The organism is Arachnia propionica, assembly GCF_003859805.1.
Lineage (GTDB): Bacteria > Actinomycetota > Actinomycetes > Propionibacteriales > Propionibacteriaceae > Arachnia > Arachnia propionica_C.
Window position 1 is genome coordinate 40,424 of record NZ_RQZG01000003.1, and the last position, 13,921, is coordinate 54,344.

Below are 13,921 nucleotides of genomic sequence, written 5' to 3' on the forward strand. Positions count from 1 at the left end.
GATCGTGCCCCTCATGTGAGGACATGGCTGCGTGTGGCATCGCTGACCCATCTGGTCACCCGGCCGAGGGCCGCCTCGGGAACGTGGCCCGCCTTGAGGTCCGTGACGTCGAGGGGTTCGGCCCCGGTCAGCTCCGCGATCTCCTCGATGTCCGGGGTGAGCACCGCCAGCACCGGGAGTCGCAGCGCCTTGCGGTTGGCCACCAGGGTATCGATCACCTCACGGTCCAGATCCTTGGCGACGACGACCAAGGGCTTGTGCCTGGCGATGGGGATCATCAGCTCGCGCATCGTCGCCCCCCGGCCCTCGACCACGAGCACCCGCGCATCCACCAGTTCCGCACTCCCGTCCGCGCTGGCGAACCCGGGATCGGCGAGACCGAACGGCACCACCGTCGCCCCCTCCTGCTCCCGGGGCGATTCAGCGGGTGGGGCAGGCATCGCATCGACCTCCGAGGCCGTCACGTAGCCCTCCTGCCCCGTGGTCGGCCCCTCCAGACGGCGACGACGGCGCACGTCGAGCCACACCGCGGCACCGAGCAACGGCAGCCCCACCACGAGTGCCACGACGAGTCCGATCCAGTCACCCACCCCTCAAGCCTGCCACGCAACCGTGGTCTCCACTGGCCAGTCCACACGAGGCCGTACTAGACTTCTTCCGCCCCTATAGCTCAGCTGGCAGAGCAGTGGACTTTTAATCCTCGGGTCGCGGGTTCGATCCCCGCTGGGGGCACAGCTGACGAGGGGTGCCGTCGCTCGGTCCGAGCAGGGGACCTCAGCCCCAGAACCTGTCCTCGGTGGCCGCATCCTCGGAGAACAGGTGGAACTCGGTGATCCGCCCTCCCACCACGGTCAGCAGGTCGATCCCTGCCATGTCCATCGACTCACCTGCACGCTCACCACTGAAGCGGACGGGTACGGCGACCAGGTCGCCGTTGACCATCGACGGCCCGGTGACGGTGAGCCGGAAACTGCCCTGGCTGACCTCCATCATCCCGCTGATCAGGTTCCCCACACCCGCGATGCCGGTGTGCTTCCCACTGAACCGGTTGGCCCCCGGCTGGTGCCACACGACCTCGGGGTCCAGCAGGGCCATCGCGGCCGGGACGTCGCCTCGTCCCAGCGCCTCGAACCAGTTCTCGGCCACGGTTGCCGGAGTCTGCTCGCTCATCTCTTCTCCTTGCCTTTCCGGGCAGCGTGGATCGCCACCCGGGACAATGGTTTCAATTGGTAACCTGTTACCTCAACGTAACTGGAAGGTGGTGTGATGACGTCCGCTCCGAGATGGGACGTGATGGTGGCCTCCTGCCCGTCGCGCACATCGCTGGCCCGGATCGCGAACAAGTGGACCGCGATGATCGTCATCGCGCTCAGCAGCGGACCGCTCAGGTTCGTCGAGATCCGGCAGCACGTCGACGGCATCAGCGGGAAGGTCCTCACCGAGACGCTGCGTGCCCTCGAACGTGACGGGCTCGTCCTGCGAACCGCCCACGCCGAGATCCCACCCCGGGTGGTCTACGAGCTGACCCCACTCGGGCAGACCCTGCGCGAACCCCTGACCGCCCTGGCCAGATGGGCCGAGGCCCACGTCGTGGAGGTCGAACGCGCCCGGGACGACTACGACCGTCGGGCTGCCCGATGAGTCCCGACAGAAGATGTCAGTGTCATCTGGCATCGTGGCGTCATGAGTGATCGGCACGTCGCGGACCGGGAGCCACCCCCTGATCCGATGTGGGAACCTCCGGAGGACCTCCACCTGGCACGCCCTGCCCCGGAACCGCAGCCGGGCAGATCGGCAGGGGAGTCCCTGCACGACGCCGCACTCGGGGTGCTCCGAGAACTCACCGGGCGGGCTGATGCGCGGTTCCACCCGGGCCAGTTCGAGGCCATCGAGGCGCTGGTTGCCGACCGGCGACGTGCACTGGTGGTGCAGCGCACGGGATGGGGCAAGTCCGCGGTGTACTTCATCGCTGCCCTGCTGCGTCGTCGGCTCGGTGCCGGAGTGACCCTCATCGTCTCTCCCCTGCTGGCACTGATGCGGGACCAGGTGCAGGCCGCCGCCCGGGCCGGGGTGCGGGCGGAGAGCATCAACTCCGCCAACGCCACCGAGTGGGCGACGGTGGCCGAGGCGTTGGAGCGCGACGAGGTGGACGTGCTCCTGATCTCCCCGGAGCGGTTGGTCAATGCACGCTTCCAGGCCGAACAGCTGCCGCGGCTCATCCCACGGCTGGGGCTGCTGGTCATCGACGAGGCACACTGCATCAGCGACTGGGGACATGACTTCCGTCCCGACTACCGTCGGATCCGTTCGCTCATCGCTGATCTCCCCGCCGGGGTCCCCGTCCTGGCGACGACCGCCACCGCCAATCAGCGTGTGGTCACCGACGTGGTGGAGCAGCTGGGGACCGGCGGGCACGAGGTGTTCACCCTGCGCGGCCCGCTCACCCGGGAATCACTGCGGCTCGGGGTGCTGCACCTGGGTTCCTCCTCACAACGCCTGGCCTGGCTCCGTCAACACCTGGGCTCCCTGCCCGGCAGCGGCATCATCTACTGCCTGACCGTCTCGGCCGCCGAGGACACCGCTGCCTTCCTGGCCGAGGCGGGGTACCCGGTGCTCCCCTACACCGGCCGCACCGACCCCGATGACCGACAACGTGCCGAGCAGGCGTTGAAACGCAACGAGGTGAAGGCCCTGGTGGCCACCTCGGCGCTGGGCATGGGTTTCGACAAACCGGACCTGGGTTTCGTCATCCATCTGGGAGCGCCCGGTTCCCCCGTCGCCTACTACCAACAGGTCGGTCGAGCCGGTCGGGCGACGGACCGGGCCGACGTCCTGCTGCTCCCCGGCCACGAGGATCCGGAGATCTGGCACTTCTTCGCCACCAACGCGATGCCCACCAGGGCACGTGCGGAGGCCGTGCTGGCCGAGCTGTCCGATGTCGCACTGTCGATTCCCGCCCTGGGTGCCCGGGTCGACCTGAGACGGGGCCAGCTCGAGCTGCTGCTGAAGGTGCTCGCGGTGGAGGGCGCCGTCCGGCAGGTCGCGGGGGGCTGGGTCAGCACCGGTGAGCCGTGGATCCATGACGAGCAGCGCTACGACCGGATCGAGGCCGCCCGGCTCGCCGAGCAGGAGGCGATGCTCCGGTATGAGTCACTGCAGCCGGGGCAGTGCCGGATGGCCTTCCTCACCACCGCACTGGACGACCCCTCCTCGAGTCCCTGTGGTCGCTGCGACACCTGCACCGACGCCTGGTATCCCACCGAGGTCACGCCGGAGAGCACAGCAGCGGCCCGCACCGCGCTGCACCGGGTCGGGGTGGTCATCGAGCCCCGGTCCCAGTGGCCGACCGGGATGTCGAGCCTGGGGGTCCCCCTCACGGGTCGCATCCCCGTCCCGGAGCGTTGTGAGCCGGGGCGTGTCGTCGCTCGGCTGAGCGATCTCGGGCACGGCACCTCACTGCGGCAGCTGTTCGCTGTCGACGACGATGGCCGGGCCGTGGATGCCCCCGTGCCCTCCTCCTTGGTCAACGCCTGCCTGCGGACCCTCAAGGAGTGGGACTGGCAGAGCCGCCCCGTTGCCGTGACCCGGCTGCCGAGCCTGGGCCGGCCCACCCTGGTCTCCTCGTTGGCTGCGGGCATCGCCTCTGCCGGGCGGCTGGAGCTGCTGCCTCCCTTGTCCCTGGCGGGCGACGCGCGCCCCCTCGACCGCTCCACCAACAGCGCCTACCGGCTTCGCGACGTCTGGTCACGTTTCGAGATACCACCGGACCTCTCGGCACGCCTGCCGGGACTGACGGGGCCGGTGCTGCTGGTCGACGACCTGGTCGACTCCCGGTGGAGCCTCACCGTCGCCGGACGGCTGCTCCGGCGTCACGGTGCCACGGCGGTCCTTCCCTTCGCGCTGGGGCTGGTCGGCTGAGCCGTCTCAGGAGCCGTGCGTGAACCATCTGACCGCGTAGGGCGGCAGCTCGAGGCCGGATGGGGTGAGATCCCAGACGGCATCGTCGAGCAACTCACGAGCCGTCATCCCGAACGGGGTCCGAAGCACTCCCATGGGGAGGGTGACATGCTCCTCCGACATGTTGTACAGCTGGATCATGGGACCCATGGGATGGTCACGACGCAGCGCCAACACCCTGCGGTCCCCCACGTCGAGGGTCCTGGACTCGATGCTGGCGTGCAGGTGCGGGGTGCGCCTGCGCACCTGCAGCACGTGCCGCAGCCAGGCATTGATCTCGGCCGCCGGACTGGTGGGCCGCCAGGCCAGTGCGGCCACGGCATCCCAGTCCATCCTCGGGCGATGCACCCAACGGTTGTCGGCCGCGTGATCCGGATCCTGGTCGAAGGCGTAGTCGTTGAGCATCCCGATCTCGTCACCCATGTAGATCAGCGGGACCCCACCGAAACCACAGATCACCGCGTGCAGCAGTCCGACACGTCGCACCGCCAGCCGGGTGGCCACCTCATCGCCCGATTCCAGGGCCTGTTCCAGACCGGCGAGGGAGGCCAGGGTCCCCGAGATGCGGCGGTCACCGGTCACCGGATTGGCCTGGAACACCAGCCCCTTCGCGAAGGACAACGGGAACTCACCGGAGTAGAAGTCGGAGAGGAAACGACGGTGTTCGGCCCCGCTGATGCCGACGGCCTCCGCGTCACGGTCGTCGATGGCCCAGCCGATGTCGTCGTGGCACCGGATGTAGGTGCCCCAGGTGGCGTTGCCGGGTTTGGCGGGAAAACCGTCCAGGGCCTGCCGGAGCAGGGTCACATCCCTGCTGGCCAGCGACGACCACAGCTGTGCCATGAGCGAGTTGTGGTAGGCCAGGTCCGACAACGTGCCGTGGTGGCGCCCCTGCCCGAAGTAGGCGATGAGATCACGCGGGCCGACGATGGCCTCCGCCTTGAACGCGCAGGCCGGGGCGACGATGCGCAGTGCGGCTCGCAGCGCGGCCGCGATGTCATGGACCGGCGGCTCGTTCTGGCAGTCGGTGCCCATGACCTTCCAGATGAAGGCGATGGCGTCCAGCCGCAGCACCTCCACACCATGGTTCGCGAGGTTGAAGATGATCTCCAGGAACTCGCAGAAGACGTCGGGGTTGGCCCAGTTGAGATCCCACTGGTAGTCGTTGAACGTGGTCCAGACCCACCCGTTCACCTCGTCGTCCCAGGTGAAGTTGCCGGGCGCGAAGTCCGGGAACACCTCGGGCAGGCTCTGCTCGTAACGGTCCGGGACGGTCCGGTCCGGATGGATGAGGAAGTAGTCGCGGTACCGCTGTTCCCCGGCACGCGCCCGCATCGCCCACTCGTGCTCCTTCGCGACATGGTTGAGCACCAGGTCGACCACCAGCGAGATGCCCCGGTCTCGGAGTTTTCCTGCCAGAGCGGCGAGATCCGCCATCGTGCCGAGGTCCCTGCGTACGGCCCGGTAGTCGACGACGGCGTAACCGCCGTCGTTCGCCCCGTCGCGGGGCTGCAGCAGTGGCATCAGGTGGAGGTAGGTGACCCCGAGGTCCTGCAGGTGGTCGAGGTGGTCGGCGATGCCTGTGAGGGTTCCTGCGAACCGGTCGGTGTAGCAGACGTAGCCGGTCATCTCGGGACGCTGCAGCCAGTCGGGACGCAGCAGTCGGGCCTCGTCCAGCCGACGCAGCTCCGCAGGGCGCTGTTCCATCGCCTGTCGGATCAGGTCACGCACCCGCTCAGGCAGGTGACGATGTTCGGGGTAGACATCGTTCAGTGCCGATCTCAGCTCGTCCCCATAGCGTTCCCAGCGAAGCTCCAGCAGCTCCTCGATCTCACCCATGCGATCAGCATAGAGGGAGCCGGTCACCGGTGGATCGGCGCCTCATCGATCGAGCCACGGGGCGGGGACCCCCGGGGACTGTCGGTGAGCCTCGAACTCCCGCCAGCTGCACACCGCATCCTGGTTCAGCAGGTCTGCAGGGCACCGGGCGATGGCGTCCCTGAGCTCCAACTTGGCGCTGCTCAGTTCCACCAGGCGACGCCGCTCACCGGGCTGCTCCAGCCAGTCCTCCTCACGGCGCAGGGCCTGCACCCTGAGTTCGGTGACCCGGTTGGCCCGCATCGCGTCCTCCGGTCCGACTCCTTGGATCACCGCGGCGGCACGGGACCAGCCGTGGTCCCGGAAGATCCGCAGCAGCCCCGGCTCCACCGTCATCGCATCGTGGACGTCCACCTCGGGCGCGATGACGATGGCCCCTGCGGAGTGCGCATAGGCCTGCTCATCACGGCAGGACTCGTCCATGAGGATCTCCGTGGCCCTCATCACCACCTGGAAGATGTCGGACTCGGCCATCGAGGCCCGACGGGGCACTCCGTCCAGCTGCGAGGACACCACGTAGGTGCGTCCCAGCTGGAGGTGCCCGATCGCCATCTCCGCCGGGAGGTTCTCCCGGGCCCCGCCGTCGATGTAGGTCTCGGCCCCGATCGGGACCGGCCGGAACACCCCGGGCAGGGCGCAGGAGGCGAGCACCCCGCGGGTCAGGTGGTGGGGTCCGGGGTCGAGGAGTTGGTTCTCCCGGTTCAGCATCGCGCCGTCCTGCCGCATGAAGTGCAGGTGACCGGACTCCAGCGCCACCATCGCGATGCGCAGTTCCATCCCGGAGCTCCGGACCCGCTCGGGGTCGAAGGTCTCGGGGTCGAGGAGTTGTGCCAGGACCGGCCCCGGCCGGTACATCGAACGGGACTGCTCCAGCCCGGCCCGGGCCGCCACGAGGTCGCCACCCAGTTTCGGGAGGCGTCCGAGGTTCCCGGCCAGTTGGGCGATGAGGCCGAGTGAGGAGGCCGACTCCGGCTCCTCATCGGGGGTGAGTGCCTCCGTCACAGGATCCTCGGCGCCTTCCGGCTCCACGGTCCCACTCCGGCGACGGCGCAGGGGCAACCAGGAACGCTGGGGTTCCTGTGTCCTGCCGTTCTGCCCCACCAGTTCCATCCAGGCGGGGGCCTCGGCCAGGATACGTGCGAGCCAGGGGCGCGGGGTGAACATCTCCTCGAAGTCACGCATCCCGCACCAGAGTTCATCGATGCGGGCCAGGAAGCGTCGTTGTCCGGCCACGTCACCGTACTGGGCCAGACCTGCTGCGAGGATCGCCCCGGCAGAGGTGCCGATGAAGGTCGTCGGCACGAAATCGGGGTCATTGGCGTAGAGGTAGCCCAGGGCACCGATCTGGAAACTCGCCCTCGAGCCACCACCCGAGAGCACGCACCCGGTGGTCGTCGCCTGGGGCTGGCGGTCGAAGAACGGGATCCCGAACCACCCTCTGCCTGCCATGGAGGGAAAGTCTAGGGACCCTGAACCTGAAGTGACACTTGAGGTGAGTTGGCCCCCTCGCGACCGTGGTTTTTTCAGGCTGCACTCAGGAACATCGTGCGAGCCCGTCAACCAGAAGTACGACAGACATCGCCCCTTGTCAGAGTGCCCTCACCGGAATCACAGGCCTGGAATTACACCTTTGTCGTTCGGCCTTGGCCATTCCCGAATTTCTCCACCCGGCCGATGAGATCGGCGATCACAAGGCTTGTGGGAGTCGATTTGGACTTCTTAGTCTCGAGGACGTCGGTGCGGCCGGAGGTTGAGAAACCTTGGGGAAGCGGCCCACCGGCATGGATGAAAGAACAACTCGGAGGAATCGTGAACCGGATCGTGCAAACCAGGCGGGTGGTCCTGGCTGCCGGCATGGCCGCAGGCATTCTGCAGACGGTGGGCTCCCTGGCTTTCGTCGCGGGGGCAGACGCAGCAAACGTGACCATGCAGGCCACCACCTCAGTCAACGTACGCAAGGGGCCGGGCACCAGACATACCCGGCTCGGCATGCTGCGCAAGGGGGACCGGATCGTCGCCACCGGCACCGAGGGGAGCTGGACCAAGGTGGAGTACAAGGGGGCCCCGGCCTTCGTGTTCTCCCGCTACCTCACCCCCGTCGGTGGGGACGAGGCCACCGCTCCCGTCCCCGGTTCCGCCGGAACGGCCTTCACGACGGTGAACCTCAACCTCCGCACCGCCCCGAACCTGAGTTCCCGGGTGCGCACCATCGCCCGCAAGGGCACCAAGTTGTCGTTGACCGGCAGCAGGAGTGGCGACTTCACCCAGGTCACCTGGCACGGCGAGAACCTGTGGGCGGCCACCCGATACCTCTCGGAGCAGGCGGCGAGTGCACCCGCCGACCTGCCGACACCGACCCGCAGGATGCGGGCCACCACGGCCCTGATGATCCGCACCACACCCGACCGTTCCTACAAGTCGCTGGGTGACGTGCCCCGGGGCACCATCCTGGACTGCACCCACGTCGTGACCAATGGCATGGTCCAGGCCATCCATCAGGGCAACGTGCGGTGGTTCAACGGGAAATTCCTCGTGGAGGTCAATGCCACCGCGGCCCCGGCGCCGTCGCCCCAACCCGCGACGACCACGAAGTACGCCACCGCGGAGCTCAACATCTGGCACTCCTCCACCGGCAAGAACTACACCGGCACGATCAGCAAGGGCAGTGAGCTCCAGGTGACCGGGGTGGTGGAGAACGCCCGTGCCCAGATCATGCACAAGGGAGCGGCACGCTGGGTGACCGCGCGGTACGTCAGTGCCACACCACCCAACTCATCAGGTTCCGGGGACAGCGGCGGCACCCTCAACAAGGGCTGGTCCAGCGGGCTCGACCAGACCAATGCCAACATCAAGAAGATCGTCCGCCACGTCTGGGCGAACATCCCGGAGATCAAGACGATGTACGGCTGGCGTCGCGACGTCACCCCGGATCACCCGGCTGGACGCGCGGTGGACATCATGATTCCCAACTACCGCTCGAACCACGCTCTCGGCCAGCGGATCGCGGAGTTCTTCAAGGCGAACCACAAGGAGTTCCGGGTGCACTACATCATCTGGAACCAGCAGATCTGGAACATCTCCCGCGACAAGGAGGGTTGGCGGAACATGGCCAGCCGTGGCAGTGACACGGCCAACCACAAGGACCACGTCCACATCACCTGCTACGACAACTGAGGCACCGTCACGGCGTGACCTCGACGATGCCGATGGCGCCACGCTCCGCATCGAGGAAGGCGTGGTCGACCGCGGTGTAGTGCCCCGCCTCGGGGAAGGTCATCTCGACGAATCCCCCCTGGGCGGCTTCCAGACCGAGAGCCTGGGAGCCGCCCGAGGTGTTCCCGAAGGGGTCAGTGCGGTCCTTCAGGAGGTACGCGCCCTCGAGGTGGACCGTGTCGAACTGGGCCCCGACGACGTGGAAGCTGGTGCTGAGGTTCGGACCTGCCGCGAGCACCCAGAACCGCACCCTCTCCCCCACCTTCGCCCGGAACGGCTGCTGCACGTACTGGTAGGCGATCCCGTTGAAGGTCGAGTGGTCCGGGATCTCGGTCTGGGCCTGGGCCGAGTCCACGTCGGCGGCGGTCCCGGGACTGTCCCCGGTGCCGTCGGCGAGGTAGATCTCGGAGGCCACCACGACGTACTCGCGGTCCACCGCCGGGAACCCCTCCTCGGGTTCGATGATGACCGCGCCGTGCATCCCGGCCGCGATGTGTGAGCTGACGGGTGGTGTCCCGCAGTGGTACATCCAGATCCCGGCCCGCATCGCGGTGAACCGGTAGACCAGGCTCTCGCCCGGGGCGATGGTGCGCATCGGCTCGTCGGGGGCCAGGTTGCTGGCGTGGAAGTCGATGGAGTGCCCCATGGTGCCGTCGTTGACCAGTGTGACCTCGAACACGTCACCCACGCGACCACGCAGTGTGGGCCCGACGGCGTTGCCGTTGAAGGTCCAACGACGCTGCCACACCCCGGGTGCCACCTCCAGCGGCACCTCCGTCACCCGCATCTCGATGTGGTGGACCTTCTCGTCACTCAGTGGTGGGGCGACCGGGTCCACCACGTTCTGCAGCCGGGCCGAGTCTGCCTGCGCCGGGGCATGGTTGTGCCCGGTCGGTGCCGGTTGTTCCTGACCCGTCGGCGTGCTGCCCGCCACCTCGAGTGCGAGGACCATCCCGGCCTGCCGATGCCCGACGACGGTGCACCAACCCTGACTCGACTCGGCGACCACGCCGAGGTCGAGCTCCGCCGTCTCGCCGACTGCCAGCCGGGGTGTGGTCCGCCCGGCGAGGGTGAGGTCGTGGATCATGGTGGGATCGGTGTTGACCAGTTCGATGATCACCCGGTCCCCCGCCGTCACCGCCACGGAGTCGGGGACGAATCGCATGCCCTCGGCCTTGACCTGGACCCGCACGGTGTTTCCGGTCGGACTCACCGTCCGGGTTGCCCGGGAGCCATCTCCGGCGGGCTCCAGACCCACCCCGAGCGAGATCGCGACGGTCAGGGCCACGACCCCGGCCAACAGACCGTTCATCGTGATGGCCGAGGGCCGTTCGGTGTTCCTGCCCGTCGTCGCCCCGGGACCACCCGCCGCCTCAGCCGCCACGGCACGCCGCTCGGTGATGCTGGCCCGGATGCCCCGGAACATCAGGGGCAGGAACATCGCCGCCCCGAGCAGGCCGCATCCGGCGGCCAGGATCTTCACCCACTGGGTGACGGGTGCCAGGAACAGCAGGAGACCACCGTTGATGACCACGAGCCGGAAGGTGGCCCATCTGTCGAACCAGGCGGCTCCGGCGCGGACCACGCGAGGTCCGCCACCGAGCACCGAGGGCAGCAGGTAGCTGAGCGCCCCGGTGAGGAGCTGCACCGCGAAGCCTCCCGCCCACACGGCTGCCAGGAGCGTCGCCGAGGCGCTCCATCCCGAGACCGGCGTGAAGAGCACCACCCATCCGGTGACGGTCAGCGCGATCACCCCCCAGGCCATGGCCGCGAGGATGGAGGCGGCGGCGAACTCCCGGGGTGGCCGGGTGCGCAGTGGCCGGATCAGGCTCCGCCCCCAGAACAGCAGGACTGCCAGGTGACCGACGAGTCCGGCGACGGCCACCGCCCGGACCCCGGTCAGGGCGCCGGTGATGACCACGGCGATGGCTCCGACGAACCAGGGCAGGGCCGCCCTGGCGAGGGACTCGGCACGATCGTCCATGCGGGTGCGCAGCACCGTCGGCCAGAAGGTGACCAGCGTGCCGACCACCGTCAACCCGATCCAGCCGAGCAGGTTGGCCATGGTGTGGGCGACGAGCACCCGCCAGTGCCAGGTGCTGTCCAGCCCGAGGGCCAGTGCTGCCCCGAGACCGGCACCGACGGGAAGGAAGGCCGCGGCGAGGACGTAGTACCACACCGAGATCCGGAACCGGCCGGGCAGGGCCACGCGGAGTTGCCTCCAGAGCGACCAGCCGTGCCAGACCACCGCCACACAGACGAGTCCGGCTCCGGTGACGACGAGCCACCACCAGGTGGCGGGCACGCCGATGAAGACCGCGAGTGAGCCGATGCCCAGCAGGCTGAGTCGCCGGCCCTGCTGCCGGGTCGCGGTCTCGTCGGGACGGGTCTTGAGGAGTGCGGCCGCGAAGTGCTGGCTCCACACGAACACCGAGTGGGTGAGGGCTCCGAGCAGCACGAGGTGCACCATGAGCCACGTGGCCTCCGGGACCACCCGGTGCGCGGCGGCGACGACAAGCGCCCCGAGCAGCCACACGACGATGGTGTGGTCACGCGCCGAGCGCCTGCCGGCCCCCGGACCCCGTGAGCCGCGTGCCCTGCCCTTGTCCTGACCGCCGGTGCGTCGTGATCCCATCCTCACCTCGGACGACTCATCGGACGCGTTCGAGCTTGAGCCGCCAGGACTGTGGACCTTCCTCGAGGTAGGTCACCCGGATGGCATCACCGTGCCCCTGCTGGATCTCGGCCAGCAGGGGCAGGGGGTTGTGCGGGGCGATGAGGACGAAGGCCGCCCCCGTCTGCAACGAGTTGACCACACCGTGGATGGCGGCGTGTCGGATGGCGTGCGGGATCACCCGAACGTCGAGTTCCGGTAGGGCGGCGTCGTGCTCGCCACATCCGCAGGAGGACTTCTCGGTGATCGGCAGTTCGTTCATGCGGGAAGCCTACGTCACATGACCGCCCTTGGAAGGCGACGCCCTGTCCCCCACGGGATGCAGCCGTGACGGCCGGAATGAGATAGGCTGTCACAGCTGGCCCCGTAGCTCAGGGGATAGAGCACCGCTCTCCTAAAGCGGGTGTCGTTGGTTCGAATCCAACCGGGGTCGCCAGTTGTTCAGTTGCCCCCCAGGTCCCGCAGCAGGTTCTCGAAGGGTGTGACCTCGTCGAACTCGTCGCGATTGCTGCGCTCTGGTGCGCAGGTCAGCATCGAGCGCAGCTCGGCCACCGCCTCCTCGACACGTCGCTGCACCTCGGCACCTCCTGACCCGCCGAAGTCCTCCGTCGCGGCGAACACGGCGGTCCGGGCGGGCAGGGCCCCCAGGTAGGACAGCAGGGGTCGCATCGCGAAGTCCAGCATGAGCGAGTGCCGGGAGGTGCCCCCCGTGGCGGCGAGCACCACGGGACGCCCCTTCAGCACCCCTGGCTCCAGGATGTCGGCGAAGCTCTTGAACAGCCCCGAGTAGGAGGCGGAGAAGGTGGGGGTGATCACCACGAGGGCCTCGGCCTCCGTGACGGCCTTGATCGCGTCGACCAGCTCACCGGCCGGGAAACCGGTGAGCATCGCGTCGACGATGGCGTGGGCATGGTCACGCAGGGCGACCACCTGGACCTCGTCCCCCGCCAGCGCCTTGGTGAAGCTGTCCGCCAGCAACTTGGTGGTCGAGGGAACCCTCAGTCCGGCGTGGACGACGACGATGCGGGTCACAGTCGCCCCGCTGCGGATGCGTTGTCCTCTTCGGCCCGGGTGCCGGTCCACTTGTCGACGGCGGGGGTGCCCTCCTTGGGCTCGTCGGAGCCACCCTTGGCGGCGACCCGAGCGGCGTGGGTGGGGGCGTCCGGGACACCGTCCGCACGCAGCGCCGCGAACTCACGACGCAGCACGGGAACCACCTCGGTGCCGAGCATCTCGACCTGCTCCAGCACCGTCTTGAGCGGCAGTCCGGCGTGGTCCATGAGGAACAGCTGGCGCTGGTAGTCGCCGACGTAGTCGCGGAAGTGGAGGGTCTTCTCGATGACCTGCTCGGGGCTGCCGACGGTCAGCGGGGTCTGCTCGGTGAACTCCTCGAGCGAAGGGCCACCACCGTAGACCGGGGCGTTGTCGAAGTAGGGGCGGAACTCGCGCACGGCGTCCTGGGAGTTCTTGCGCATGAACACCTGACCGCCGAGCCCGACGATGGCCTCCTGCTCGGTGCCGTGGCCGTAGTGGGCGAACCGGCGGCGGTAGAGCTCGACCATCCGCTGGGTGTGGCCGGGTCCCCAGAAGATGTGGTTGGAGAAGAAGCCGTCACCGTAGTAGGCGGCCTGCTCCGCGATCTCGGGGCTGCGGATGGAGCCGTGCCACACGAACGGGGCGACGCCGTCGAGCGGCTGCGGGGTGGTGGTGAAGCCGTGGAGCGGGGTGCGGAAGCGTCCCTCCCAGTTCACGACCTCCTCGTCCCACAGGCGACGCAGCAGGGCGTAGTTCTCCACCGCCAGCTGGATGCCGTCGCGGATGTCCTTGCCGAACCAGGGGTAGACGGGGCCGGTGTTGCCGCGGCCGAGCATGAGGTCCATGCGTCCGTCGACCAGGTGCTGGAGGGTGCCGTAGTCCTCTGCGATGCGCACCGGATCGGTGGTGGTGATCAGCGTGGTGGCGGTGGACAGCAGGATCTTCTTGGTCTGCGCACCGATGTAGGCCAGGGTGGTGGTGGGCGAGCTGGCCACGAAGGGCGGGTTGTGGTGCTGCCCGAGGGCGACGACGTCGAGGCCCACCTCCTCGGCGAGCTTGGCGACCTCGACGGTGGCCTTGATCCGCTCGTGCTCCGTCGGGGTACGGCCCGTCGTCGGGTCGGTGGTGACGTCACCGACGCTGAAGATGCCGAACTGCATGATG

The 13,921-nt window shown here is 68.4% G+C and carries 11 protein-coding genes and 2 tRNA genes; 5 read left to right on the top strand and 8 right to left on the bottom strand.

Annotation, left to right across the window (positions count from 1 at the left end; genetic code table 11):
• Positions 1-11 precede the first annotated feature (11 nt).
• Positions 12-590, bottom strand: a complete 579-nt coding sequence (locus EII34_RS03725) for a TCP-1/cpn60 chaperonin family protein (RefSeq protein ID WP_124843071.1) — start codon at positions 588-590, stop codon at positions 12-14.
• A gap of 69 nt (positions 591-659) precedes the next feature.
• Between EII34_RS03725 and EII34_RS03730 the strand changes: the two genes are divergently transcribed.
• Positions 660-732 (top strand) — tRNA-Lys (locus EII34_RS03730).
• A gap of 42 nt (positions 733-774) precedes the next feature.
• Here the strand turns inward: EII34_RS03730 and EII34_RS03735 are convergent.
• Positions 775-1,170 (bottom strand): nuclear transport factor 2 family protein, encoded by a 396-nt coding sequence (locus EII34_RS03735; protein ID WP_124843073.1) that lies wholly within the window; start codon positions 1,168-1,170, stop codon positions 775-777.
• Between the two features lie 96 nt (positions 1,171-1,266).
• On the opposite strand from EII34_RS03735, the gene EII34_RS03740 reads away from it, so the two are divergent.
• Both EII34_RS03740 and EII34_RS03745 read left to right on the top strand, forming a co-directional pair.
• The gene (locus EII34_RS03740) at positions 1,267-1,641 is read left to right on the top strand and encodes a winged helix-turn-helix transcriptional regulator (protein WP_124843075.1); all 375 of its coding nucleotides are present in this window, start codon (positions 1,267-1,269) and stop codon (positions 1,639-1,641) included.
• A gap of 42 nt (positions 1,642-1,683) precedes the next feature.
• The gene (locus tag EII34_RS03745; protein WP_260425042.1) at positions 1,684-3,918 is read left to right on the top strand and encodes a RecQ family ATP-dependent DNA helicase; all 2,235 of its coding nucleotides are present in this window, start codon (positions 1,684-1,686) and stop codon (positions 3,916-3,918) included.
• Between the two features lie 6 nt (positions 3,919-3,924).
• Here EII34_RS03745 and EII34_RS03750 read toward each other — a convergent pair whose 3' ends face one another.
• Positions 3,925-5,796, bottom strand: a complete 1,872-nt coding sequence (locus tag EII34_RS03750) for an amylosucrase (protein ID WP_124843077.1) — start codon at positions 5,794-5,796, stop codon at positions 3,925-3,927.
• A 42-nt stretch (positions 5,797-5,838) separates the two neighbouring features.
• A complete protein-coding gene (locus tag EII34_RS03755) occupies positions 5,839-7,284 on the bottom strand; it encodes a patatin-like phospholipase family protein (protein WP_124843079.1) in 1,446 nt (481 codons plus the stop codon).
• Between the two features lie 360 nt (positions 7,285-7,644).
• Between EII34_RS03755 and EII34_RS03760 the strand changes: the two genes are divergently transcribed.
• Positions 7,645-9,009, top strand: a complete 1,365-nt coding sequence (locus EII34_RS03760; protein WP_185711160.1) for an SH3 domain-containing protein — start codon at positions 7,645-7,647, stop codon at positions 9,007-9,009.
• A 7-nt stretch (positions 9,010-9,016) separates the two neighbouring features.
• Here the strand turns inward: EII34_RS03760 and EII34_RS03765 are convergent, their stop codons facing one another.
• Both EII34_RS03765 and EII34_RS03770 read right to left on the bottom strand, forming a co-directional pair.
• A complete protein-coding gene (locus EII34_RS03765) occupies positions 9,017-11,683 on the bottom strand; it encodes a multicopper oxidase domain-containing protein (protein ID WP_124843083.1) in 2,667 nt (888 codons plus the stop codon).
• Positions 11,684-11,699: 16 nt separating this feature from the next.
• Positions 11,700-11,984 carry a DUF2249 domain-containing protein gene (locus tag EII34_RS03770; RefSeq protein ID WP_124843085.1) on the bottom strand — a complete coding sequence of 95 codons (285 nt, stop codon included), beginning with the start codon at positions 11,982-11,984 and terminating at the stop codon, positions 11,700-11,702.
• Between the two features lie 98 nt (positions 11,985-12,082).
• Between EII34_RS03770 and EII34_RS03775 the strand changes: the two genes are divergently transcribed.
• A tRNA-Arg gene (locus tag EII34_RS03775) sits at positions 12,083-12,158 on the top strand.
• Positions 12,159-12,163: 5 nt separating this feature from the next.
• Here the strand turns inward: EII34_RS03775 and EII34_RS03780 are convergent.
• On the bottom strand, positions 12,164-12,754 hold the full coding sequence (locus EII34_RS03780) for a CE1759 family FMN reductase (RefSeq protein ID WP_124843087.1): 591 nt from the start codon (positions 12,752-12,754) through the stop codon (positions 12,164-12,166).
• Positions 12,751-13,917, bottom strand: coding sequence for an LLM class flavin-dependent oxidoreductase (locus EII34_RS03785; RefSeq protein WP_124843089.1), 1,167 nt, complete (start codon positions 13,915-13,917; stop codon positions 12,751-12,753). Before EII34_RS03785 ends, EII34_RS03780 begins: the two co-directional genes overlap by 4 nt.
• Between the last annotated feature and the right edge of the window lie 4 nt (positions 13,918-13,921).